The following is a 21,885-nucleotide window of genomic DNA, read 5'->3' as shown; positions in this document are numbered from 1 at the left end:
TTTCTTTTTTTTCCCAACGAGAACTACCGTCTACAATCGTCTCCTATGAAAAACGAACTTTCGATTGCGTTCATCGGCGGCGGCAATATGGCAGCCGCCCTGGCTTCAGGCCTGGCCGGCAAAGTATGCGCCGCCGGCAACATTCATGTCATTGACATTAACCAGGATTCGCACGCCGCGTGGCAGGCCCGCGGCATGACCACCGCGACGGCTCCCAGCGAAGCCCTGGCGGCCTGCCGGGTGTGGGTGTTCGCTGTCAAGCCACAGAACATGAAAGACGTTGTGGCTTCCACGCGTCAGTGGCTGCGCGACGACACTTTGGTGGTAAGCGTGGCGGCGGGTATCCGCGCCGACACGCTGGCTGGTTGGCTGGGCACGCCGGAGGCCCCGTTCCAGCGCTTGGTGCGCTGCATGCCAAATACCCCGGCCCTGGTGGGCGCGGGCATCACAGGCCTGGCCGCATTGGACGGGGTGGACGCCGCCGACCGTGACCTGGCTGCGCGCCTGTTGTCCAGCGTGGGGGAGGTCGTCTGGGTGACGGATGATGCGGCGCTGGATGGCGTCACTGCCTTGTCCGGCAGCGGGCCCGCCTATGTTTTCCTGTTCCTGGAGGCGCTGGTGGCCGGCGGACAGAAGGTCGGCCTGACCGCCGAACAGGCCAAGCAACTGGCGTTGGGCACCTTGGCCGGGGCTACGCGCCTGGCGGCCGAGTCGTCGGAGCCGCTTTCCACGCTGCGCGAACGCGTCACCTCCAAGGGAGGCACCACGGCAGCCGCGCTCAACGCCTTTGGCGCGGCGGGCTTTGCCGGCATCGTCGAAGACGCCATGGCCGCCGCCGCGCAGCGTTCGCGCGAACTGGCGGAGGAATTCGGAAAATGACGGTTGCGGGCGGGAGCGCAGCCTCCCGGCGTTTTGCCTCGATGAGCCGGCCGCAGTTTGCCATCGCCGTGCTGTGCATGCTGGTGGTCGTGGTCGGCTCGAATATCCTGGTCCAGGTGCCCCTGAACAACTGGCTGACCTGGGGCGGGCTGTCGTATCCGGTGGCTTTCCTGGTTACCGACGTGCTGAACCGCCGGTTCGGGCCGGCGGCGGCGCGCCGGGTGGTCTGGTTCGGGTTCGCCGCGGCCCTGGTGGTGTCTGTGTGGGTAGCATCGCCGCGCATCGCGCTGGCCTCGGGGCTCGCCTATATCTGCGCGCAACTGGTCGACATCCAGGTGTTCGACCGCTTGCGAGATCAGCGCTGGTGGCGCGCGCCGCTGGTGTCCGGCGTATTGGGGGCCATCCTGGACACAGCCGTCTTCTTCAGCGTCGCGTTTGCCGCTACCGGAGCGCCGTGGATGACCTGGATGATGGGCGATCTCGCCATCAAGCTCGCGGTGAATATCAGCATGCTTGCGCCATTCCGGGCGCTGATGTGGAATCTGGCCAAACCGGCCAACGCGTGAAAGCGATGAAGCAGAGGGGGCAGCGCCTGCAGGCGCGCCCCTTTTTTCCTGGCTCAGGCCGGCGGATTACTACGCGCGTTAATCATTATTCGTAAGGCCCGCGTAAGCACTGTATTTAAATGCGTCTTTAAACAGTGTATTAATCGCGGCGAATATATATCGCCAAGCACAAGTTGCCAGTCCGCGCCAGATATTAAATAAGGTTTTCTTGCGGATTCTCCAGCGATTTCATGGGCTTGTGGCTGCTATCCGTCACGATTAAAGGCCGCCGGAAAAATATTGGGGATTACACGCAGTGACAGTATGGCGGCTTGCTTCCAGAATACCGCCCACACCGTGATTTTGCCCAAGAAGCCGGCGACGGGCGATGCGGATTAACGGATTACCCACCCGATAAACCGCACCGGACAGAGCCGCTCAAAACCTCGCTGGAGAACTCCGCATGAAGTTTCTGAATCGCCTTACCCCGGTAGCCATGGCGCTTGGGGCACTTGCCTTGGCTGGCGCCGCGCACGCCGCCGACACGATCAAGATTGGCATTCCCCAGCCCATGACCGGCCCCAATACGCAATACGGCGACCAGATCCAGGCCGGCGCATTGACCGCTATCGAGACCATCAACGCCAAGGGCGGCGTCAAGGGCAAGAAGCTCGAGCCCATCCTCATCGACGACGGCTGCGAACCCAAGCAGGCCGTGCCGGCCGCCAACCGCGTGGTCAACTCCGGCGCCAAGTTCGCCGTGGCCCATGCGTGCTCGGGCGTGACCGTGGCTGCCGTGAAGGTCTACGAGGAAGAGGGCATCGTCGGCATCACCCCGGGCGCGACCTCGCCGCTGGTGACCGACACGATCAAGCCGCACTTCTTCTTCCGCACCATCGGCCGCGACGACCAGCAAGGTCCGTATGCCGCCAACTACATCGCCAAGACCTTGAAGCCGCAGAAGGTCGCCGTGCTGCACGACAAGCAGACCTACGGTTCCGGCGTGGCTACCCAGGTGCGCGACACCCTGACCAAGGACGGCGTGAACGTCGCCATGTTCGAAGGCATCAACGTCGGCGACAGCGACTACTCGGCCATCATCACCAAGCTGAAGTCCGCAGGCGTGGACCTGGTCTACTTCGGCGGCTACCACCCCGAACTCGGCCTCTTGCTGCGCCAGTCGCGCGAACAGGGCCTGAAGGTTCAGTTCATGGGCCCGGAAGGCACGGCCAACCAGGATCTGGTGGCGATCGCCGGTCCGGCCATCGAAGGCCTGCTGGTCACGCTGCCCGCGGACTTCACCAAGCTGCCCGGCAACGAGAGCATCGTGAAGGCCTTCAAGGATGCCAAGCGCGATCCGGATGGCGCTTTCCAGATGCCGGCTTACGCCGCAGTACAGATCCTGGCCGACAGCATCAACGCAGTGGGCGAAGATCCCGCCAAGGTGGCTGACTACATGCACAAGACCAAGTTCTCCACCGGCATCGGCCCGGTCGAGTACGACGCCAAGGGCGACCTGAAGAACTTCGAGTTCGCCGTCTACAAATGGGATAAGGACGGCAAGAAGACCCAGCTGTAAACTCGCGATCCCGCCGGCGTCGCCGGCGTGTAGGGCCTGTCGTCCTCGTTCTGCCGTAATCCGCGTAGCGATGCGCCAAAAGCGCTGTGCGGCCGGCAGGCGCAGATGCCAGGCCCTTATAAAATACGCCCAGGTTTCCGGCTCCGGGTCTTACTACCGGGGCCGGAACCATTTGGAGCAAGAGAAATAATGTCTGACCTCATACCCCAACTTACCCAGCAATTCTTCAATGGATTGTCTCTGGGCGCGATCTATGCGTTGATTGCCATCGGCTACACAATGGTCTACGGCATCATCGGTATGATCAACTTCGCTCACGGCGAAATCTATATGATCGGCGCCTATGTCGGCCTGGTCACGTTGACGGCCATCGGCACCAATAGCGGTTTGCCGATACCGTTCATCATCGCGGCCATGCTGGTCGTGGCGATCGTCGTCACAGGCATCTATGGCTTCAGCGTCGAGCGCGTCGCCTACCGGCCAGTGCGCGGCAGTCCCCGTCTGGTGGCGCTGATCTCCGCCATCGGTATGTCGATCTTCCTGCAGAACTGGGTCGCGCTCGGGCAGGGCGCGCGAGACATGGCCGTGCCTTCGCTGGTGTCGGGCGCGTGGCAGTTCCACATGGGTTCCGACTTCGATGTGACGGTGCCGTATTCGCGCATCATGATCATCGTGGTCACCGTGGTGCTGATGATCGCGCTGACGCTGTTCATCAAGTATTCGCGCATGGGCCGCGCCTCGCGCGCCTGCTCGCAGGACATGCACATGGCGAACCTGCTCGGCATCGACACCAACCGCGTGATCTCGTTCACGTTCGTGATGGGCGCGATCCTGGCGGCGGTGGGCGGCGTGCTGATCGCCATCACCATCGGCAAGCTCAATCCCTTCATCGGCTTCCTGGCCGGCATCAAGGCCTTTACCGCGGCGGTGCTGGGCGGCATCGGCAGCATCCCCGGCGCCATGCTGGGCGGCGTGCTGCTCGGGCTGGCCGAGACCTTTGCGGCTGCCTATATCTCCTCACAGTACAAGGACATCGTGGCGTTCTCGCTGCTGATCCTGATCCTGCTGTTCCGTCCCACCGGGCTGTTGGGCAAACCTGAGGTGGAAAAAGTCTGATGTCGAACAACAATCTGAAAAACGCCACGATGGCGGCCGTGCTGACGGCTGTCATCGTCACCCCCGTCTTTGGCCTGCAGCTGATCCGGCAGGGCGCGCGCACCACGATGGAGTCGAACTGGTCTCTGGTGGCGATTGCCGCCGCGATCGTGTTCGTATTCCAACTGCTGCGTCCCTGGATCGCCAAACCGTTCCAGAAGCTCAAGACGGGCCTGCCCACCTTGCCGGCTGCTCCCGCCAAGACCCATAAGCCGCTCGCGCTGCTGTTGTTGGCGATCGCGGTGATCTGGCCATTCTTTGCCGGGCGCAGCTCGGTGGACATCGCCACGCTGGTGCTGATCTACGTGATGCTGGGCCTGGGCCTGAACATCGTCGTGGGTTTTGCAGGCCTGCTGGACCTGGGCTTCGTGGGCTTTTATGCCGTCGGCGCCTATACCTACGCCTTGCTTTATCACTGGGGCGGCTGGAGCTTCTGGGAAGCGCTGCCGTTCTCGGGCGCCATGGCAGCGTTGTTCGGCTTCATCCTGGGCTTCCCGGTCTTGCGGCTGCGCGGCGACTACCTGGCCATCGTGACCTTGGGCTTCGGTGAAATGATCCGCCTGCTGCTGATCAACCTGAATACGCTGACAGGCGGTCCGGACGGCATTTCGGGCATACCCAAGCCGACGGTATTCGGCATGGAAATGACGCGCCGCGCCAGCACCGAGGGCGGCACCACGTTCCATGACTTCATGGGCTGGACGTTCCAGAACCAGGACATGGTGATCTATCTGTACCTGATGGCACTGTTGCTGGCGCTGGTCACGCTGTTTGTGTCGACGCGGCTGATCCGCATGCCTGTCGGACGGGCCTGGGAAGCGTTGCGCGAAGACGAGATCGCTTGCCGTTCGCTGGGGCTGAACCCCACGCGTATCAAGCTGTCCGCCTTCACGCTCGGCGCCATGTTCGCCGGTTTCGGCGGCGCGTTCTTTGCGGCGCGCCAAGGCATGGTGAACCCGGAGTCCTTCACCTTCATCGAATCCGCGCTGATCCTTGCCATTGTGGTGCTGGGCGGCATGGGCTCGCAGGTGGGCGTGATCCTGGCGGCCGTGCTGCTGACAGTGTTGCCCGAAGTGGCGCGCGAATTCGCCGAGTACCGGATGCTGATGTTCGGCCTGGTGATGGTATTGATGATGATGTGGCGTCCGCAGGGGTTGTTGCCCATGAAGCGTCCCCACGTGGAGCTGGCTAAATGAGCGAGGCATTGCTGAAAGTATCCGGACTCACCATGCGGTTCGGCGGCCTGTTGGCCGTGGACAGCGTGGCGTTCGAAGTCAAATCCGACGAGGTGTTCGCCATCATCGGCCCCAACGGGGCAGGCAAGACCACGGTATTCAACTGCGTGGGCGGCTTCTATGCGCCGACGGCCGGCGACATCGTCATGGACGGGAAGTCGATTACCGGCTTGCCCAGCCACAAGGTGGCGCGCCATGGGTTGGTGCGCACGTTCCAGAACGTGCGTCTGTTCAAGCAGCTGACGGTGCTGGAAAACCTGCTGGTTGCGCAGCACACCCAGGTCGAGGCGCGGCTGCTGCCGGGCCTGCTCAAGCTCAAGTCCTATCGCCAGTCCGAGTCCGACGCGCTGGCGCGCGCCGCGCAATGGCTGGATTTCATGGGCTTGCGCGAGTTTGCCAACCGCGAAGCCGGCAACCTGGCCTACGGCCACCAGCGCCGCCTGGAGATCGCGCGCTGCATGATCACCAAGCCGCGCCTCTTGATGCTGGATGAACCGGCGGCGGGCCTGAACCCTCAGGAAAAGCGCGATCTGCAGTCGCTGATCGACCAGCTTCGGCGCGAGTTCGGCGTCGCGGTGCTGCTGATCGAACACGATATGAGCCTGATCATGGGCATTTCCGACCGCATCCTGGTCATGGAGCACGGCAAGCCCATTACTACCGGCACCCCCGAGCAGGTGCGCAACGACGAGCGCGTCATCAAGGCGTACCTGGGGGAAGAATAATGCTGAAGCTGGATAACATTCATACCTACTACGGCGCCATCCAGGCGTTGAACGGGGTATCCGTGGAGGTCAACAAAGGCGAGATCGTCACGCTGATCGGCGCCAACGGCGCGGGCAAGACGACGTTGCTGATGACGGTCTGCGGCAATCCCCGGGCCAGGGAAGGGACGATCACGTTCGAGGGGGAGAACATCACCCATAAGGACACGCACCACATCATGCGTAATGGCATCGCCATTTCGCCTGAGGGGCGGCGGGTGTTCAAGGACCTGACCGTGGCCGAAAACCTGATGATGGGCGGCTTCTTTTCCAAGCGCGACGAGATCCAGGCCGGCATCGACCACGTGTACGGCTTGTTCCCGCGCCTGAAAGAGCGTGCCAGCCAGCGCGCCGGCCTGATGTCCGGCGGTGAACAGCAAATGCTGGCCATCGGCCGCGCGCTGATGACCCGCCCGCGCCTGTTGTTGCTGGACGAGCCGACGCTGGGCCTGGCTCCGCTCGTCATCGCCCAGATCTTCGACATCATCCGCGAGATCCGCGAACAAGGCGTGACCGTGTTCCTGGTGGAGCAGAACGCAAACAAGGCGCTGGGGGTGGCTGACCGCGGCTATGTCCTGGAAAACGGCCGCGTGGTGCTGCAGGACACCGGCGCCAACCTGCTCGTCAACGATCAGGTGCGCAAGGCGTATCTGGGCGGTTGATCCTATTCCCCGCGAAGGGAAATTGGGCGCATCGGAAGATGCGCTTTTTTTTCGTTTGCCGGCGGGATCAGGCAGCCAGCAGTTGCTCGGCCTGATAGTGCGAGATCGCGGCGCGCGCGAGGGCATCGATGGAATCCGTCAGCGTCACGCCCAGGCTGGGACGCAGCGCGTGCGGCACGGCCAGCGGCAGTTCGGTGCAGCCGAGCACGACCGCATCGGCGCCGCGAGCCTTGAGGCGGGCGATGCATTCGGCGGCGGGAGCGTAGGCGTCTTCGAGACGGTTGGCCTTGACTGCGCGGATCGAGCCCATGCAATAGCGCTCGACTTCGTCGTCGTCCGGCACGATGCACTCGTAGCCTTGCGCTTCCAGATGGCGCTGGTAGAGGCCCAGCTTGAGCGTGGCGGCGGTGCCCATCAAGCCGATGCGGCCAGCGGGCAGGCCCAGGCGGCGCAGGTCGTCGATGACGGCCTGGATGATGTGCAGCACGGGCAGGCTGGTGGATGCCGCGATCTGGTCGTACCAGAGGTGGGCCGTGTTGCAGGGGATGGCGATGAGTTGCGCGCCGGCCTGTTGCAGAAAGCGCACGCCTTCTTGCATATAGGGCAGGGGATTTTCGCCGCCGGCCATGTAGGCGCTGGAACGGTCGGGGATGCGGGGGTCGTTGCGCAGCAGCGTGGGGATGTGCTGCTGATCGATGGCGGCGGGCGTCAGTGCCGCCAGGCGCAGGGCAAAGGCCGCGCCGGCCATGGGGCCCATGCCGCCCAATACACCCAGGTAACAACCCTGGGAATAGCTGTTCACGTTATTCACTCCGAGGTAATGCCATCCCGGGCGTCAAGACCTGGCCCGGGCGTTCGGTGCTGGTTGTTTCCCCGTCCCAGACCTGGCGGCCATTGACCCAAACTGCGTGGATGCCTTGGCTTGCCTGAATGGGAGCTGAAAAAGTGGCCACATCTGTCACCGTGGCGGGATCGAACAGCACCAGATCAGCATGATACCCCTCTCGCAGCAGACCGCGCCCGGCGATGCCGTACTGGTCGGCGGCGAGCCCGGTCATTTTGTGGATCGCGGTCTCCAGGGTCAGCAGGCCCTGTTCTCGCACCATGGCGCGCAGCACGTTGGTGAACGTGCCCCATTGGCGAGGGTGCGGATGGGGGTCAAAGGGCAGGCCGTCCGAGCCCACCATGGTGAGCGGATGCGAGAAGATGCGGCCGACGTCGGCTGGGTCCATCAGGAAATAGATTGCGCCTGCGGGGGCCAGGCGCGCGATGGCGGCTTCGTCGTCCAGCCCCAGCTCCGCCATGACTTCATCGAAGTCGCGGCCGGTGGCTTCGGGGTAGCCCTTGGACCAGGTGATCATCGTCCGGCTTGCGAGCCGGGCACGATCCAGGCGCAGCATGGTGGACGTGGCGGGGTAGGGATGGCAGTCCAGGCAGACAGGCTGCTGGGCGGCCGCGCGGCTGATCAGGTCCAGCGTTTCGCGGCTGCGGCCGTGGTTGCGTTCGCCCGCCAGCTTGTGGTGGGAAAACACGACTCGGCAATCGAGCTCGCGGCCGATCAACAACGCTTCCTCCATGGCCGGCACGATGTGGTCCGCCTCGTCGCGCAGGTGGGTGGCGTACACGCCGGGGCGGCCGCGCAACGGCGCGCAGACATCGATGATCTCGTCGGTAGGCGCGGCGCTGGCAGGCGGGTAGAAGGTGCCGGTGGAAACGCCGAAGGCACCCGCGTCCAGCGCCTCTTGCAGCAGCTCGCGCATGGCGGCGCGTTCGCCTGCATCGGCGGCGCGCGAGGTGTCGTCCATGACGGCGACGCGCAGGGTGGTGTGCCCGACCAGCGGAACCACGTTGACGGCGGCAGGCGTGGCACGCAGCGCGTCCACCCAGGCGCGGAAGGTGCCGAAACGGAACAGTTCGGCCGGCCCCAGCAAGTCCAGCGGCTGCGGGATGGGGGTTTCTGCCAGCGGCGCCAGACTGATGCCGCAATTGCCGGTGACCACGGTGGTGATGCCCTGCGATACCTTGGGCAGCATGTCGGGGTGCGCCAGCAGGTAGCCGTCGTCGTGCGTGTGCGAATCGATGAAGCCGGGCGCCAGCGCCAGGCCGGCGGCGTCGATGACCGGGACGCCGGTGGGGTGGGCGAAATCGCCCACCGCGGCGATGCGGCCGTCACGCACCGCGAGGTCGCCGCGGCGGGCGGGGCCGCCCGTGCCGTCCACGAGAGTGGCGTCCGCCACGACGAAGTCTGCTTGCAGCATGCGCGCGCTCATGTTCAATCGAGCTTTTCGATGCCGGCGGCGTCGATGATCTGTTGCCACTTGGCGGTTTCGCGGTCGATCAGCTGCTTGAACTCCGCGGGCGAACCGCTGGCCGGTTCCGCGCCCAACGTGGCCAGGCCGGTGCGCACTTCCGGAGCCTGCAGGGCCTTCTGGATGGCGGCGTTCAGCGTGGCCACCACTTCCGCCGGCGTGCCCTTGGGGGCAACCACGCCACCCCAGGCGACCGTCTCGTATCCCTTCAGCCCGGCCTCGTCCAGGGTGGGTACGTCGGGCATCAGCGCCAGGCGTTTCAGGCTGCTCACGCCGATGGCGCGTACCTTGCCGCTCTTGACCAGCGGAGTCGCCTCAGACGTATTGACGAAGAGGTAGTCCAGGCGGCCGCCCAGCAGGTCCTGGATGGCGGCCGGCCCGCCGTTGTAGGGAATGAACATGACGTTGACGCGGGCCATGCTCTTGAAGAGTTCGCCGCCCATGTGGCCGGTGGTACCCACGCCCGATGCTCCATAGGACAGGCGGCCGGGTTCCTTGCGAGCGCGGTCGATCAGGTCCTGCACGCTCTTGATGGGCGAGTCCGCCGGCACGATCAGCGCGTTGTACAGGTCGAACAGATGAGCCACGGGCGTCAGGTCCTGGTCCACGTCATACGGCAGGCGCTTGAACAGCGAGCGGTTGACGGCCAGCGTGTTGATGTTGCCGTAGCCCACGGTGTAGCCGTCGGGGGCCGCGCGCTTGACCAGCGCGATGCCGATATTGCCGGCGGCGCCGGGACGGTTTTCGACCACCACGGTGGCGCCCGTGTCGCGCGCCAGCTGGGTGGTGATCAGGCGCGACAGCACGTCGGGCGAGCCGCCCGCGGCGGACGGCACCACGAAGGTGATGGGCTTGTCGGGATAAGCGCCGGCGTTGGCGCTGGCCGACAGGACGGCGCCGAACGCCAGCGCGGAAAGGCCGCGGAACAGTTTGCTGCGCATGGTGGATTCCCCTTGGTTTTGTGGTGTTGAGGCCGGCAGGTTACACCCCGCGCTGGCGCTCGCCCTCATCGAAAAATGTCGAAAACCTATAATCGGGCGTTATCGGTTTGGTGCTGAATTGCCAGGGGAAAAAATGGATGCACATGCCTACGCGGACGAGGTCGGACCCACTGCCGGGCGGCCTTTGAACCTGCGCCAGATCGAGGTGTTCCGGGCCATCATGATGGCCGGATCGATCAGCGGCGCGGGCCGCATGCTCCACGTGTCGCAGCCTGCCGTCAGCCGCGTGCTGGCATTGACCGAGAGCCGGCTGGGTTACAAGCTCTTTGAGCGCGTGAAGAGCCGGTTATCGCCGACGGCCGAAGCGCGGCGGCTGTACGCCGAGGTGGAGCAGGTCTATGGCGGCATACAGCGCGTGAATGACCTGGCTGCCAGCCTGGGCCAATCGGGCGCAGGCATGCTCAAGATTGTTGCCAGCGCCAGTTTCGGACAACGCCTCATCCCGATGGCGCTGGACCGCTTCCGCGGACGCAACGCCGACGCGCGCGTCGATTACCGCAGTGTGACGTTTGATGAGCTGGCGGCGTATTTTCTGTCCGGCCAGGCGGACATAGGCGTGTCGATGCAGCCGCCCGATCATCCCAACCTGAGGTCCGTGCGACTGGCGCGGGTGCCCGTCATCTGCGTATTGCCGGCGGGCCATCCGCTGGCGGCGCGCGACGTGATACGGCCGGAGGATTTCTCCACCGCGGCATGGATCGGTTATCCGCGAGACACACCGCTGGCGCGCGCGCTCAAGCCATTCTTCGGAGAAGGGCCGGCGTGCGCGGCGGCGGTGGAGGTGCATTCACCGGTGACGGCCTGTTCGTTCGTGCAGCAAGGCTTGGGACCGGCCTTGGTCGACGCCTGGTGCGTCACGCCGGACCAGGCGGCGCACATGGTGCTGCGCCCGATCTGGCCGCAGGCCGGCGTGGATATCTGGGCCACGCATTCGAACCTGAGCGCGCCGCCCTTGCTGGCGCGGCGCTTTCTGGCGGCGGTGAAGAAAACACTGGAAGAGGGCGCGCCGCCCGATATGGCCGAGGCGCCCGGCGCTTCCAGCTGAGGGCTTGCGCCTGCGCGGCAAGTCCGGCCTCTGTGGCCTTACAGACCTTCGGCCTTGAGCGCGGCCTGCACGCCCTTGTCGGCTTCCATGCGCTTGAAGAAGGCGGCCAGGTTGTCGAGGCCGGACAGGTTCACTTCCTTGGCATGCGCCCAACGCAGCACCACATACAGGTAGGCGTCGGCGATGGAAGGCTTGTCGCCCGTCAGATAGGACTTGCCCGCGAGTTGTCCGTCCAGCTGCGCGAACAGCTTGGTCAGCAGCGCGGAAGCGGAAGCAGCCAGCTCTTTCTGGGCAGCTTCGTCGCCCAGGAAACGCTGCGCGCCGAAGAGCATCGAGAACGTCTTGTGGATGTCCGAGTTGATGAAACCGAGCCAGCGGCGCACTTCGGCGCGCGAGCGGGGCGTATCGTCGCCCAGCAGTTTCAGTTCCGGGGCGTGTTCAGCCAGGTACTCGAGAATCGCGGCGTTCTGCGTGACGGTCCATCCGTCGTGGGCCAACGCGGGCACGGCGCCAAGGGGATTGACCTTCAAGAACTCCGGACTCTTGAGCTCGTCGCGGCTCAGCTTGTGCGTTTCGTAAGGTTTGCCGATCCATTCCAGGACGATGTGGGACGCGAGCGAGCATGCGCCGGGCATGTAGTACAGTTTCATCAGATGGGGTCTCCTGAGAGCAAGGACGGGGATCTCCGTTCCTGGCCCGATATGGTACGCCACCCGTTGCCGGAGATGCCCATGCCGTCACGCCCCGCCGCGATCACGCGCGCCTTGTTCCTGCCGCTCTGCCTGAGCGCCGCGCTGACGGTGTCCGCGCAGCCTGGCCCCGAACCCGCATCCGTCCCGGCCCGTGTCACGGCCGTGGTGGGCGGGTTGAATCATCCTTGGGGCATGGCCTTTCTGCCGGAAGGCGGCGTGTTGATCACAGAGCGTCCGGGCAACTTGAGGCTATTGCGCATTCCGGGCGGGTTGTCCAAGCCGCTGGCCGGTGTGCCCAAGGTCGCCGCGCAAGGTCAGGGCGGCCTGCTGGACGTGGCGCTTTCGCCGGACTTCGCCAAGGACCGGTATGTCTACCTGTCCTACGCAGAGGCCGACGGTTCAAAGAGCGGCACGGCGGTGGGCCGCGGCCGCCTGTCCGCCGACGGCGCGGCGCTGGAAGATTTTCGCGTGTTGTTCCGGCAGGAGCCAAAGCTGTCGTCGGGCCTGCATTACGGGTCGCGCCTGGTGCTCGACGGCAAGGGCTATCTCTACATTTCCTTGGGCGAAAACAACCAGCGGCCCACGGCCCAGGACCTGGACAAGCTGCAGGGCAAGGTTGTGCGCCTGAAGGCCGATGGCTCCGTGCCGCCCGACAATCCTTATGTGGGCCAGGCCGGCGCACGCCCGGAAATCTGGTCCTATGGTCATCGCAACCCGCAGGGCATGGCGCTCAATCCCTGGACCGGCCAACTCTGGGAAAACGAACACGGGCCTCGCGGCGGGGATGAGATCAATCTGGTCCAGCGGGGCAAGAACTATGGCTGGCCGCTGGCCACCCATGGCATCAATTATTCGGGCCAGCCCATTCCTGAAGCGAAGGGCGGCGACCTGGCGGGCATGGAGCCGCCGTTGTACTGGTGGCCGAAGTCACCCGCCATCAGCGGCATGGCCTTCTACAACGCGGACCGGTTTCCGGCGTGGCGCAACTCCGTATTCATCGGCGCTCTGGCCAACCAGAATCTCATCCGCCTCACTCTGGACGGCGACCGCGTCGTGGGCCAGGAGTGGCTGCTGACGGACCGCAAGCAGCGGATACGCGACGTGCGGCAGGGGCCGGACGGCTACGTATACGTGTTGACCGACGCCTCGCCGGGCGAGTTGCTGCGCCTGGCGCCGGCAGACTCCGGAGGATGAACGCGATGAAACCGTATGAGCTGATCGGGTCCGCTGGCTGCGGGTCCGCCATCGTCGAGATGGCGCTGGTGCTGGCCAACGTGCCGCATACGTTGACAGACCTGCCGTACCTGAAACCCTGCGCCGAGCGCGACCGGCTGCTGCAATTGAATCCGCTCGGACAGGTGCCCACCCTGGTCCTGCCAGACGGCGAGATCATGACCGAAAGCGCCGCCATGATTCTGCACCTGAACGACGTGGCGCCGCAGGCGGGACTTGCCCCCACCCCGGACAAGCCGGAGCGGGCGCGCTTTCTCAATCTGTTGATCCGCCTGGTGGCGGCGATCTATCCCACGTTTACCTACGGGGACAACCCGCCGCAATGGACCACCGAGGGGCCTGCGTCCGAGCTGTTGCGGCAGCGGGTGCATACGCGCCGCGCGGATATCTGGCAGGAGCTGGAGCGCCAGGCGGGCGCCCCGCATATGCTGGGCCGGCGTTTTTCAGCGCTGGACCTGTACGTCACGGTCATGACGCGCTGGCGTCCGGGGCAGGCGTGGTTCGCGTCCGAGTGTCCGGCCCTCACGGCCGTGGCGCGCGAGGCGGCGCTCGAGCCCAACGTGGCTCGGGTGCTGCGGCGGCACTTTCCGCCGCCCACGGAATAGACGGCGTCAGCGTTGGGAGGCTTTGCGAGTCCGGGACTTGGACCGCGCCTCGCGCAGAGCGATATAAACGCCGCTGCCGGCGATGAAGAGCGCGCCCAGATAAGCATAGGCGTCGGGCGTCTCGCGCCAGAAGATCCAGCCCAGGACGGTGGCCCAGATCAGTCCGGTGTAGTCGAAAGGCGCAACCACCGATGCCGGGCCGATGCGGAATCCCTGCGTGATGAGCGCAAGGCCCAACGTGCTGAACAACGCCACCGCGCCGAAATACGGCAAATCCGCGACGGCCGGCGGCTCCCACACCAGGGGCAGCGCGACCGCGCTGCATACCAACTGGCCCAGGACGATGTACAGGGTGGTCGTCAGCATGCCTTCATTGCGATTGATGCCGCGGGCCGTGATCATCATCACTCCGTATAGCAATGCGGTGATTAGCGGCAACAGGGTTGCCGCCTGGAAGGTCGCGGCGCCGGGACGCACCACGATCAGCACGCCCGCAAAACCGGCCAGCACGGCCAGCCAGCGCTTGCCGTCCACGCGTTCTTTCAACACCAGCACGGACAGCGCGGTGACGAACAAGGGCGCGGCGAAGGCAATGGCGGTAGCCTCGGCCAGCGGCAGCGTGCGCAGCCCCAGATAAAAACAGTAGGCCGAGACCACGTTGATGGCGCCGCGCGTCAGGTGCAGCCCGGGATGGGCGGTACGGAGCACCCGGCGTCCGCCCAGCCACAAGGCCAGCGCGGTGACGAAGGGCAGGGCGATGAGCGCCCGCAGGAACAGGATCTGCAGCGGGTTGTAGTTGGCACCCAGCCACTTGGCGTTGGCGTCGCTCAAGGTCAGGAAGAAAATGCCGCCCACCACACAGGCGATGCCTGCGGCAGCGGATTGATTCTGGGCAGCGGGGAGTACGGAAGAGGTGGACATCTACAGCCTGGGGGTTGGCGGTTCCGGCCGCCTGAATGTGGGAAAGGAGAGAAGGCGCGCGCGTGTTCAGCTCAGGGAGCGATAAGCCGCCAGCGCGACCATGCCCCACGACGCCAGGAACGCCACTCCGCCGAAGGGCGTGACGGCGCCCAGCCAGTGCGTGCCCGTCAGGGACAGCAGGTAGAGGCTGCCGCTGAACAGTACGATGCCCGCGAACATCACCGTGCCGGCAGCCGACAGCAGCGGCGAGCCATAACGGGCGCCCAGCAGCGCAACGACGAACAGGCCCAGCGCATGAACCAGGTGGTAAAGCACACCGGTCTGCCAGACGGACAGCAACTCCGGCGTAAGCATGCGCTTGAGGCCATGGGCGCCGAATGCGCCCGCGCCCACGGCCACCATTAGATTCAACGCCGCGAGTATCGTCAGCTGTCGGTCCGTCATCGCCAATCCTTGGAAGTGTCTGATTAATCGTGTTACAGCCGCCTATGATATGCCCAAATCTGTTAACCGCTGGGGCATGGACGGAATTGGGGGCGGATCTTGTTACGGAGATTCCAAATGAGATATTATGAATTCAATTTGGAAAACAGCAACGCCGGCAAAGCCCGGTGTAGCGCCTAGCCGGAGCTGAGCCATGAGCATAGCCGTCCCCGAAAAATCCACCGACAAACGCGCCACACGCCATGCCGCGCGTGCCAAGCAGTTGTTCCGCAGCCTGGTGGACAGCCCCCTGATCGACATGGCGCGCGACGTGCGCCGCGGGCTGCCGGCCCAGATGGTGGACGACGCCGCCGACTACCTGCAGGTGCCCAAGTCGGAAATCATGGCCATTACCGAGGTCAAGGCGGCGTCGCTGTCGCGCTGGAGCCGCGAGGGCCATATGCTGCCCCTGGGCGAGTCCGACCGCCTGGCCCGCGTCGCGCGGGTGGCGCGGGTGGCGCGCCAGGTGCTGGGCAGCGACGAAGAAGCGGTGGCCTGGCTGAATACCCCGGTGCCGGCGCTGGGCAACGTCAAGCCGCTGTCGCTACTGACTTCGGACGCCAGCAGCCGTATCGTCGAAGATACGCTGGCGCGCGCCGCAGCCGGCGTCTACGCATGACGGACGATAGCGTTTCGATCTGGCGCATCGGCACCACGGCGGGCAAGTACCGGGCCGACGATCTGAGCGGGGCGGGCGCAGCGGCGGTGGGCGGGCGCTACAACAGCCCAGGCACGCCGGTGGTCTATGCGTCGGCGAGCGTGTCGATGGCGGTACTGGAAACGGTGGTGCACTTCGCGGCTCGCGCATCCGAGCAAGCCAATCGCTACCTGATCGAGCTGGCCGTGCCGCGCGCCGTGCACGAGGCTCGCCAGACCCTGAGTCTCACGCAGCTGCAGGAAGATTATCCCTTCTGGGATGCCGTGCCTTTCGCGGAAGCGTCGCAGGCCGTGGGCGACAACTGGGTGCAGTCCGGGGTGTCGGCATTGCTTGAACTGCCCAGCGCCATCGTGCCGTATCGGGGCGTGCCGGACTGTAATTTCCTCATCAATCCTGCGCACCCCGATGCGGAGCACATCGTGGTGGTGCGGCGCGAACGCTTCATTTACGATCCGCGCCTGCGCCCCGCCTGAGCTCAGTTGGTGAGCACGGCGCGGCCCACGACCTTGCCGGCTCGCAGCGACGCGAGCACGCTGTCGGCCTCGGCCAATGCATGCCGGTGCACCGGCATGGGCGGCACCTTGCCGGCCCTGACCAGTTCCATGAGTTCCTGCAGCTCTGTCAGGTTGCCGACGTAGCTGCCGACGATGGACAGGGCCTTCATGGGGATCAGCGCGATGGGCCAGGACGATGCGCCGCCAAACAGGCCCACGATGATCAGCTTGCCGCCCTTGGTCAGGAAGTCGAAGGCGAGCGAGGTGGTCGCGGGCGCGCCCACCAGGTCGATCGCGGCCTGCGCGGGCTTGCCGCCGGCCGCCTTGATGATCTGCTGCGCGGCATCGGGCGCCGCGCCATCGATCGCAGCCAGGGCGCCTGCCTCCAGCGCGGCCTGGCGCTTGGCGGGGTCGATGTCCACCACGATGGCGCCCGCGCCGCCCAGCGCCTTGATCAGCGTGAGGCTCATCAAGCCCAGACCGCCAGCGCCAAAGATAACCACCGGATGCGAACGGTAGACGTCGGCGCCGATCTTCTTCAGCGCGGAATACGTGGTGAGCCCGGAGCAGGCATAGGGCGCAATCTGCGCGGGATCCAGATCGCCGATATCGATCAGGTAGCGCGGATGCGGCACCAGGATGTGGTCCGCGTACCCGCCGGCACGGTGTACCCCAAGGCAGGCGGGCGCGGAGCAGTGGTTCTCCATTCCGGCCAGGCAAGGCGGGCATTGGCCGCAGCCGATCCATGGATAGACCAGGTAGTTGCGGTCGGCGGCAAGTCCCTGGGCCTGCGGGCCAGCCGAGACGACGGTTCCCACGGTTTCGTGGCCCATGGTCAGCGGAAGCGAGACGCCGCGGTCCTTCAACGACAGCGTGCGGCCCTGGCCGAGGTCGTAGCCGCCTTCCCACAAGTGGATATCGCTGTGGCAAACCCCCGCCGCGCGGACCTTCAACAGCACCTGCGACCCCTGGGGCGTGGGCGTGGGCTGGTCCATTTCCTGCAAGGGCTCACGGAAGTTCACGACGCAATAGCACTTCATGGGATGTCTCCTCCTAGGTGTTTTCTACTGCCGGCCCGCTGGGCGGGCGCGGCGTGGCAAGGCTATTTCTTCACGGTCGGGCATTCACTGTCCGCCAGGGATACGAAGACCTTTTCGCCCGGCACCGTGGACAGGATGCGGTAGAAGTCTCCCGGATACTTGGATTCGGCGGGTTTCTTCACTTCAACCAGATACAGGTCCATGATGACGCGGCCGTCTTCGGGACGCACCCGGGCATTCTTGATCAGTTTGGTGGTGATCGGCAACTCGCGCATCTTCTGGTTGACCGCGGCTCCCTCGAAAGTGCCTGCGGCCTGCGCGGCTTGCAGGTAGTGAGTCGTGGCGACGTAGCTTAGCGCCTGCACGATGGAAGGCGCGCGCGTCACGCCCATTTTCTTTTGCCAGCGCTGGGTCCAGGCGCGGGTGTCGTCGTCAGCGTCCCAGTAAAAGCCGGTGGGGAAGGTCAGGCCTTGCGCCACGGGCAGGCCCATCGCTTGCACATCGTTGATGAAGGTCAGGAAGGTCAGCATGCGCTGCCTGCCACCGGTCAGCCCGAACTCCTGGGCCTGCTTGATCAGGTTGACCAGGTCGCCGCCAGCGCTGGCCAGGCCAACCACGTCGGCCTTGGAGGATTGCGCCTGCACCAGGAATGAAGCGAAATCCAGCGCGCCCAGCGGATGGCGCGTGCTGCCCACCACCTTCCCGCCGGCCTTATCCACGAAGCGCGAGGCATTCGCTTCGAGCGATTTGCCGAATACGTAGTCAGTGGTGATGAAGTACCAGGATTTGCCGCCGCTCTCGACCACGCTCTTGACCACGGCGTTGGCCAAGGCGTAGGTGTCGGGCGCCCATTGCGTGCTGAGGTTGCTGCATTGCTTGCCGCTGAAGTCGCCGGCGAAGCCGCCGCTGATGAGCGCGGTACCGCCTTTTTCCCGCGCCACGCCCTGGGCGGCGAGGCCGGCGGAGCTGGCGCCGCCGTCCACGACTGCCACCAGTCCCTGCGTGTCGAACCAGCGGCGGACCAGGGCGGAGGCCACGTCCGCCTTGTTCTGGTTGTCCGCGCCGATCACTTCTACGGTCTTGCCGGCGACCTTGCCGCCAAAGTCCTCGACCGCCATGCGAACCGCCATTTCCGAGCCCAGGCCGCCCAGGTCGGAGTAAATGCCGGATCGGTCATTGGATACGCCCAGGCGCACTACGTCGGATTGGGCTTGTGCCGCGCAGGCGGCCAGCGAGGCGGCGAGCGCCGCCAGTAGGGGTTTGATACGCATCTGCTTGCCTCCCGGCCCAGGCGGGCCGATTTATCGGTTTTTCGTTTGATGCCGTGTATCTGTGTGCGGAATGCCAGTTCTCCATCTGGCCGAAATTTAATTCATATTGGTGAAAGAAAATTCCTGTGCAAGAATTTAGGTTCTCACATATGAAAAGTCAACATAGTGGATTTCCCGGGCCGGCAAGCGCTGCGCCCGGCTGGAACCCGCGCGAGGGAGCCCCGCAATGGAAGTGAAGCTCGTCGCAAGAACGTTGGAGCTGATAGAGCTGTTTGCCCAGGTACGCCGGCCGATGCCGTTGACCGAACTGGCGCAAGGCCTGGGCGCGCCCATGTCCAGTTGCCTGGCCTTGGTGCGCACATTGGTGGCACGCGGCTACCTGTATGAGGTCCGGCGCCGCGCGGGCTATTACCCGACGCCCAAGCTGCACGCGTTATGCGGGCTGATTCTGTCGGGTGATCCGTGGATGGAACGCGTGCGGCCGCAGCTTGCCATGCTGCGCGACGCAGCTAATGAGACGGTAATGCTGGGCAAGATCCAGGACGGCGCCGTGCTTTTCCTGGACGTGGCGGAGTCCACCCATCCCGTGCATTACGGCGCGCGGCCGGGAGCCCGGCGCCCGTTGCATACCAGCGCGGTGGCCAAGGCCATCCTGGCTCGGTTGGCGCCGGCTGAGCGGGACAGCGTCCTGGCCTCCGCCGACTACGAGCGCTATACCGACCGCACGCTGGTGACGCGCCAGGCGCTGCTGGCGGAGGTGGAGTTGACGGCGGCGAGGGGGTGGGCCGAGAACGCCGGCGAAAGCGTAGCCGACCTGACCGGCCTGGCCGTGGCGTTGGACCTGGGCGGCGAATGGTATGCGCTATGCCTGGCAGGCCCGACGTCGCGCGTGGCCGAAAAGCGCGAAGAGAACCTGCGCCATTTGCGCGACGCAGTAGAAGCGATCCGCCTTGGCCGGGAAGGCTGACAAGGCCTGTTAGGCACGACCATCCAAGGCGGCTGACCGGGGCCGGCGGCCGGGCGTCCGCTTCAGGAACCCCGGCGCATCAAGGTGGACTTGCCGAACAGGCTTTCGATCAGGTCCACCGCCAGTTCCGCGGTCTTGTTGCGCACGTCGAAGGCCGGGTTCAATTCCACCACATCCAGCGACCGCATCAGACCCGTGTCGGCAATCATTTCCATGCACAACTGGGCCTCGCGGTAGGTGGGGCCGCCCGGCACGGTGGTGCCCACGCCTGGGGCAATCTCCGGATCGAGAAAATCAACGTCGAAGCTCACGTGCAAGTGGGTATCGGCGTCCAGTCCGCTCAAGGCGGATTCCATCGTGGCGCGCATGCCCATCTCGTCGAGGTAGCGCATATCGAAGACTTCCAGGCCGGCTTCATGGACCAGACGCTTTTCGCCCTGGTCCACGCTGCGTATGCCGATCTGCCGCACCCAGCCCGGTTCGATGTCGGGCGTCTGGCCGGACAGGCCCGTGATCTGCGCCGGGCCGTAGCCGCACAAGCAGGCCACGGGCATGCCGTGTATGTTGCCGGTCGGAGTCAAGGCGTTGGTGTTGAAGTCGGCGTGCGCATCCAGCCACAGCACCCGTAGTTTCTTGCCTGTCGCGCGGCAATGGCGGGCGACCGCGCTGATGGAGCCGATGCCCAGGCAGTGGTCGCCGCCCAGCAGTATGGGCAGGCGGCCCAGGCTCAGTTCCTCGTAGACGGCCTCGTGCACCACGCGGTTCCAGGCCGCGACTTCATCGAGATGGCGGTACCCCTCCACGGGCGGCAGCCAGGGATTGGCGGGGCCATACAAATTGCCGCGATCGGTCACCTGGAAACCCTGGGCTTCGATGACCGGGCCCAGGTCCGCCACGCGCAGGGCTTCGGGGCCCATGGACGCGCCGCGCGCGCCCGCGCCGACGTCGGTGGGTGCGCCGATCAGGGTGATGTGTTGAGGCAGGCTATCGGTGTTCTGCAAGTGGCGGACTCCGGAGAGGGTATCAAGTGGCGGATAGTACCGCGCTCAACTGGTCGCATGCCCAATCGACCTGCTCGCGAGTCACGATCAGGGGCGGCGACAGGCGCAACGTGTGGCCGTGCGTGTCCTTGACCAGCATGCCACGTGCCTGCAGGCGTTCGCACCACAGGCGCGCGCCGCCGGCATCGGGTTCCAGCTCCACGGCCAGCATCAGGCCGCGGCCGCGCACTTCCCGCACAGGGCCGGGCAGGGCGCGCAGTCGGTCCAGAAAGTAGGCGCCCATGGAGGCTGCGTTGTCGATCATGCCTTCCTCGGTCAGCACGCGCAGCGCGGCGCGCGCGATGGCGCAGGCCAGCGGGTTGCCACCAAAGGTGCTGCCATGCTGGCCCGGCTGGAACACGCCCAGCACGTCGGCGTTGGACAGTACCGCGGACACGGGATAGAACCCGCCCGACAGCGCTTTGCCGATCAGCGTGACGTCGGCCTCGATGCCTTCATGTTCTTCGGCCAGCAATTTGCCAGTACGGCCCAAGCCGGTCTGGATTTCGTCCAGTATCAGCGTGATGCCGCGTTCGGTGCATCGTTGGCGGATCCGGCTGAAGTAGCCCGCAGGAGGGAGGACCACGCCCGCTTCGCCTTGTATGGGCTCGACGAGGAAGGCTACGGTATTGGGCGTGATGGCGGCATCGAATGCGTCGTAGTCGCCAAAGGGAACGATCTTGAATCCCGGCGCGAAGGGCCCGTAGTGCCCATAGGCGTCCGGATCCGTCGAGAAGCCCACGATCCCCAGCGTGCGTCCATGGAAGTTGTTGGCGCATACGATGATTTCGGCCCGGTCTTCGGGCACGCCGCGGACTTCGTAACCCCATTTGCGCACGGCCTTGATGGCGGTTTCGACGGCCTCCGCGCCGCTGTTCATGGGCAGGATCTTATGCGCGCCGGTCAGGCGCGCCAGGTCTTCGTAGAACGGGGCCATCTGGTCATGGCGGAAGGCGCGCGAAGTCAGGGTGAGCTTTTGCGCCTGCTCGACCATGGCGGCCAGTATGGCGGGGTGGCAATGCCCCTGGTTGACCGCCGAATAGGCCGACAGGCAATCCAGGTACTGGCGGCCGTCCACGTCATAGAGCCAGACACCGCTGCCGCGTGCAATGACCACGTCGAGCGGGTGGTAGTTGTGCGCGCCAAGCTGGTCTTCCACGCGGTCGCGGTGGCTGGCGGCGGACTGCGCGCCCGGCTGGGTATTCAATACCGCGCTCATGAGCGTCTCCCGAGGAGGTATTGCAGCCATCTTAGCGCCGCCAGCCGATCCGCGGCATTGCCATTGCGTGACAAAGGCCATTGCCGGA

The 21,885-nt window shown here is 65.3% G+C and carries 23 protein-coding genes; 13 read left to right on the top strand and 10 right to left on the bottom strand.

The window, feature by feature from the left end; all coding sequences use genetic code 11:
* Positions 1 to 45 precede the first annotated feature (45 nt).
* The 7 genes from proC (at position 46) to VCS63_RS14745 (ending at position 6,819) form a co-directional block, all read left to right on the top strand.
* Positions 46 to 879 carry a pyrroline-5-carboxylate reductase gene (proC, locus tag VCS63_RS14775; protein ID WP_323880189.1) on the top strand — a complete coding sequence of 278 codons (834 nt, stop codon included), beginning with the start codon at positions 46 to 48 and terminating at the stop codon, positions 877 to 879.
* Positions 876 to 1,445 carry a queuosine precursor transporter gene (locus VCS63_RS14770; RefSeq protein WP_042793661.1) on the top strand — a complete coding sequence of 190 codons (570 nt, stop codon included), beginning with the start codon at positions 876 to 878 and terminating at the stop codon, positions 1,443 to 1,445. Before proC ends, VCS63_RS14770 begins: the two co-directional genes overlap by 4 nt.
* 442 nt (positions 1,446 to 1,887) lie before the next feature.
* A complete protein-coding gene (locus VCS63_RS14765) occupies positions 1,888 to 3,003 on the top strand; it encodes a high-affinity branched-chain amino acid ABC transporter substrate-binding protein (protein ID WP_042793660.1) in 1,116 nt (371 codons plus the stop codon).
* Positions 3,004 to 3,192: 189 nt separating this feature from the next.
* Positions 3,193 to 4,119 (top strand): high-affinity branched-chain amino acid ABC transporter permease LivH, encoded by a 927-nt coding sequence (livH, locus tag VCS63_RS14760; RefSeq protein ID WP_042793659.1) that lies wholly within the window; start codon positions 3,193 to 3,195, stop codon positions 4,117 to 4,119.
* The gene (locus VCS63_RS14755; RefSeq protein ID WP_042793658.1) at positions 4,119 to 5,354 is read left to right on the top strand and encodes a high-affinity branched-chain amino acid ABC transporter permease LivM; all 1,236 of its coding nucleotides are present in this window, start codon (positions 4,119 to 4,121) and stop codon (positions 5,352 to 5,354) included. The genes livH and VCS63_RS14755 overlap by 1 nt, the downstream gene beginning before the upstream one ends.
* Entirely contained in the window at positions 5,351 to 6,118 is a 768-nt protein-coding gene (livG, locus tag VCS63_RS14750; protein ID WP_042793657.1) for a high-affinity branched-chain amino acid ABC transporter ATP-binding protein LivG, read from the top strand. Before VCS63_RS14755 ends, livG begins: the two co-directional genes overlap by 4 nt.
* Complete coding sequence (locus tag VCS63_RS14745; RefSeq protein WP_042793656.1) at positions 6,118 to 6,819, top strand: ABC transporter ATP-binding protein; 702 nt, start codon at positions 6,118 to 6,120, stop codon at positions 6,817 to 6,819. Before livG ends, VCS63_RS14745 begins: the two co-directional genes overlap by 1 nt.
* Positions 6,820 to 6,886: 67 nt before the next feature.
* On the opposite strand, the gene VCS63_RS14740 is transcribed toward VCS63_RS14745, so the two are convergent.
* From VCS63_RS14740 to VCS63_RS14730, 3 genes are read right to left on the bottom strand one after another with little or no spacing between them, the layout of a single operon-like run.
* Entirely contained in the window at positions 6,887 to 7,621 is a 735-nt protein-coding gene (locus VCS63_RS14740; RefSeq protein WP_042793655.1) for an aspartate/glutamate racemase family protein, read from the bottom strand.
* Between the two features lies 1 nt (position 7,622).
* Positions 7,623 to 9,089, bottom strand: a complete 1,467-nt coding sequence (locus VCS63_RS14735) for a D-aminoacylase (protein ID WP_323880186.1) — start codon at positions 9,087 to 9,089, stop codon at positions 7,623 to 7,625.
* Positions 9,090 to 9,091: 2 nt separating this feature from the next.
* A complete protein-coding gene (locus VCS63_RS14730) occupies positions 9,092 to 10,069 on the bottom strand; it encodes a Bug family tripartite tricarboxylate transporter substrate binding protein (protein WP_063640563.1) in 978 nt (325 codons plus the stop codon).
* Positions 10,070 to 10,202: 133 nt separating this feature from the next.
* Here VCS63_RS14730 and VCS63_RS14725 point away from each other — a divergent pair, with 133 nt between their 5' ends.
* Positions 10,203 to 11,174: a LysR family transcriptional regulator gene (locus VCS63_RS14725; RefSeq protein WP_063640564.1), complete on the top strand. Its 972-nt coding sequence runs from the start codon at positions 10,203 to 10,205 to the stop codon at positions 11,172 to 11,174.
* Positions 11,175 to 11,212: 38 nt separating this feature from the next.
* Here the strand turns inward: VCS63_RS14725 and VCS63_RS14720 are convergent, their stop codons facing one another.
* Complete coding sequence (locus VCS63_RS14720) at positions 11,213 to 11,824, bottom strand: glutathione S-transferase family protein (protein WP_042793652.1); 612 nt, start codon at positions 11,822 to 11,824, stop codon at positions 11,213 to 11,215.
* An 81-nt stretch (positions 11,825 to 11,905) separates the two neighbouring features.
* Here VCS63_RS14720 and VCS63_RS14715 point away from each other — a divergent pair, with 81 nt between their 5' ends.
* Together VCS63_RS14715 and VCS63_RS14710 are read left to right on the top strand one after the other, a co-directional pair.
* Positions 11,906 to 13,060 carry a PQQ-dependent sugar dehydrogenase gene (locus VCS63_RS14715; protein WP_104653513.1) on the top strand — a complete coding sequence of 385 codons (1,155 nt, stop codon included), beginning with the start codon at positions 11,906 to 11,908 and terminating at the stop codon, positions 13,058 to 13,060.
* Positions 13,061 to 13,065: 5 nt separating this feature from the next.
* Entirely contained in the window at positions 13,066 to 13,704 is a 639-nt protein-coding gene (locus VCS63_RS14710) for a glutathione S-transferase family protein (protein ID WP_063640565.1), read from the top strand.
* Between the two features lie 6 nt (positions 13,705 to 13,710).
* Here the strand turns inward: VCS63_RS14710 and VCS63_RS14705 are convergent, their stop codons facing one another.
* Positions 13,711 to 14,625 (bottom strand): DMT family transporter, encoded by a 915-nt coding sequence (locus VCS63_RS14705; protein ID WP_063640566.1) that lies wholly within the window; start codon positions 14,623 to 14,625, stop codon positions 13,711 to 13,713.
* Positions 14,626 to 14,691: 66 nt separating this feature from the next.
* Entirely contained in the window at positions 14,692 to 15,069 is a 378-nt protein-coding gene (locus VCS63_RS14700; RefSeq protein WP_323880184.1) for a DUF423 domain-containing protein, read from the bottom strand.
* 193 nt (positions 15,070 to 15,262) lie between these two features.
* On the opposite strand from VCS63_RS14700, the gene VCS63_RS14695 reads away from it, so the two are divergent.
* Both VCS63_RS14695 and VCS63_RS14690 read left to right on the top strand, forming a co-directional pair.
* The gene (locus VCS63_RS14695) at positions 15,263 to 15,727 is read left to right on the top strand and encodes an antitoxin Xre/MbcA/ParS toxin-binding domain-containing protein (RefSeq protein ID WP_042793648.1); all 465 of its coding nucleotides are present in this window, start codon (positions 15,263 to 15,265) and stop codon (positions 15,725 to 15,727) included.
* Entirely contained in the window at positions 15,724 to 16,239 is a 516-nt protein-coding gene (locus VCS63_RS14690; protein ID WP_042793647.1) for an RES family NAD+ phosphorylase, read from the top strand. The genes VCS63_RS14695 and VCS63_RS14690 overlap by 4 nt, the downstream gene beginning before the upstream one ends.
* A 2-nt stretch (positions 16,240 to 16,241) precedes the next feature.
* Here the strand turns inward: VCS63_RS14690 and VCS63_RS14685 are convergent, their stop codons facing one another.
* Positions 16,242 to 17,300 (bottom strand): alcohol dehydrogenase, encoded by a 1,059-nt coding sequence (locus VCS63_RS14685; RefSeq protein WP_063640569.1) that lies wholly within the window; start codon positions 17,298 to 17,300, stop codon positions 16,242 to 16,244.
* A gap of 62 nt (positions 17,301 to 17,362) precedes the next feature.
* Complete coding sequence (locus VCS63_RS14680) at positions 17,363 to 18,571, bottom strand: ABC transporter substrate-binding protein (protein ID WP_149064505.1); 1,209 nt, start codon at positions 18,569 to 18,571, stop codon at positions 17,363 to 17,365.
* 226 nt (positions 18,572 to 18,797) lie between these two features.
* Between VCS63_RS14680 and VCS63_RS14675 the strand changes: the two genes are divergently transcribed.
* The gene (locus VCS63_RS14675; protein WP_063962663.1) at positions 18,798 to 19,538 is read left to right on the top strand and encodes an IclR family transcriptional regulator; all 741 of its coding nucleotides are present in this window, start codon (positions 18,798 to 18,800) and stop codon (positions 19,536 to 19,538) included.
* A 62-nt stretch (positions 19,539 to 19,600) separates the two neighbouring features.
* Here VCS63_RS14675 and rocF read toward each other — a convergent pair whose 3' ends face one another.
* Together rocF and rocD are read right to left on the bottom strand one after the other, a co-directional pair.
* Complete coding sequence (gene rocF / locus VCS63_RS14670; RefSeq protein ID WP_323880181.1) at positions 19,601 to 20,539, bottom strand: arginase; 939 nt, start codon at positions 20,537 to 20,539, stop codon at positions 19,601 to 19,603.
* A gap of 22 nt (positions 20,540 to 20,561) precedes the next feature.
* Positions 20,562 to 21,797, bottom strand: a complete 1,236-nt coding sequence (rocD, locus tag VCS63_RS14665) for an ornithine--oxo-acid transaminase (protein ID WP_164793722.1) — start codon at positions 21,795 to 21,797, stop codon at positions 20,562 to 20,564.
* Positions 21,798 to 21,885 lie beyond the last annotated feature (88 nt).

Source organism: Achromobacter sp. D10 (genome assembly GCF_035282245.1).
GTDB lineage: Bacteria > Pseudomonadota > Gammaproteobacteria > Burkholderiales > Burkholderiaceae_B > Achromobacter > Achromobacter insolitus.
Note: the sequence above shows the minus strand (reverse complement) of the source record. Positions and strands in the feature narration are given on the sequence as shown.

What these genes read in the sequence shown, in the direction of transcription:
- proC (WP_323880189.1), top strand. Translation starts at nt 46, where the DNA reads ATGAAAAACGAACTTTCGATTGCGTTCATCGGCGGCGGCAATATGGCA.
- VCS63_RS14770 (WP_042793661.1), top strand. Translation starts at nt 876, where the DNA reads ATGACGGTTGCGGGCGGGAGCGCAGCCTCCCGGCGTTTTGCCTCGATG.
- VCS63_RS14765 (WP_042793660.1), top strand. Translation starts at nt 1,888, where the DNA reads ATGAAGTTTCTGAATCGCCTTACCCCGGTAGCCATGGCGCTTGGGGCA.
- livH (WP_042793659.1), top strand. Translation starts at nt 3,193, where the DNA reads ATGTCTGACCTCATACCCCAACTTACCCAGCAATTCTTCAATGGATTG.
- VCS63_RS14755 (WP_042793658.1), top strand. Translation starts at nt 4,119, where the DNA reads ATGTCGAACAACAATCTGAAAAACGCCACGATGGCGGCCGTGCTGACG.
- livG (WP_042793657.1), top strand. Translation starts at nt 5,351, where the DNA reads ATGAGCGAGGCATTGCTGAAAGTATCCGGACTCACCATGCGGTTCGGC.
- VCS63_RS14745 (WP_042793656.1), top strand. Translation starts at nt 6,118, where the DNA reads ATGCTGAAGCTGGATAACATTCATACCTACTACGGCGCCATCCAGGCG.
- VCS63_RS14735 (WP_323880186.1), bottom strand. Translation starts at nt 9,089, where the DNA reads ATGAGCGCGCGCATGCTGCAAGCAGACTTCGTCGTGGCGGACGCCACT.
- VCS63_RS14730 (WP_063640563.1), bottom strand. Translation starts at nt 10,069, where the DNA reads ATGCGCAGCAAACTGTTCCGCGGCCTTTCCGCGCTGGCGTTCGGCGCC.
- VCS63_RS14725 (WP_063640564.1), top strand. Translation starts at nt 10,203, where the DNA reads ATGGATGCACATGCCTACGCGGACGAGGTCGGACCCACTGCCGGGCGG.
- VCS63_RS14720 (WP_042793652.1), bottom strand. Translation starts at nt 11,824, where the DNA reads ATGAAACTGTACTACATGCCCGGCGCATGCTCGCTCGCGTCCCACATC.
- VCS63_RS14715 (WP_104653513.1), top strand. Translation starts at nt 11,906, where the DNA reads ATGCCGTCACGCCCCGCCGCGATCACGCGCGCCTTGTTCCTGCCGCTC.
- VCS63_RS14710 (WP_063640565.1), top strand. Translation starts at nt 13,066, where the DNA reads ATGAAACCGTATGAGCTGATCGGGTCCGCTGGCTGCGGGTCCGCCATC.
- VCS63_RS14705 (WP_063640566.1), bottom strand. Translation starts at nt 14,625, where the DNA reads ATGTCCACCTCTTCCGTACTCCCCGCTGCCCAGAATCAATCCGCTGCC.
- VCS63_RS14700 (WP_323880184.1), bottom strand. Translation starts at nt 15,069, where the DNA reads ATGACGGACCGACAGCTGACGATACTCGCGGCGTTGAATCTAATGGTG.
- VCS63_RS14695 (WP_042793648.1), top strand. Translation starts at nt 15,263, where the DNA reads ATGAGCATAGCCGTCCCCGAAAAATCCACCGACAAACGCGCCACACGC.
- VCS63_RS14690 (WP_042793647.1), top strand. Translation starts at nt 15,724, where the DNA reads ATGACGGACGATAGCGTTTCGATCTGGCGCATCGGCACCACGGCGGGC.
- VCS63_RS14685 (WP_063640569.1), bottom strand. Translation starts at nt 17,300, where the DNA reads ATGAAGTGCTATTGCGTCGTGAACTTCCGTGAGCCCTTGCAGGAAATG.
- VCS63_RS14680 (WP_149064505.1), bottom strand. Translation starts at nt 18,571, where the DNA reads ATGCGTATCAAACCCCTACTGGCGGCGCTCGCCGCCTCGCTGGCCGCC.
- VCS63_RS14675 (WP_063962663.1), top strand. Translation starts at nt 18,798, where the DNA reads ATGGAAGTGAAGCTCGTCGCAAGAACGTTGGAGCTGATAGAGCTGTTT.
- rocD (WP_164793722.1), bottom strand. Translation starts at nt 21,797, where the DNA reads ATGAGCGCGGTATTGAATACCCAGCCGGGCGCGCAGTCCGCCGCCAGC.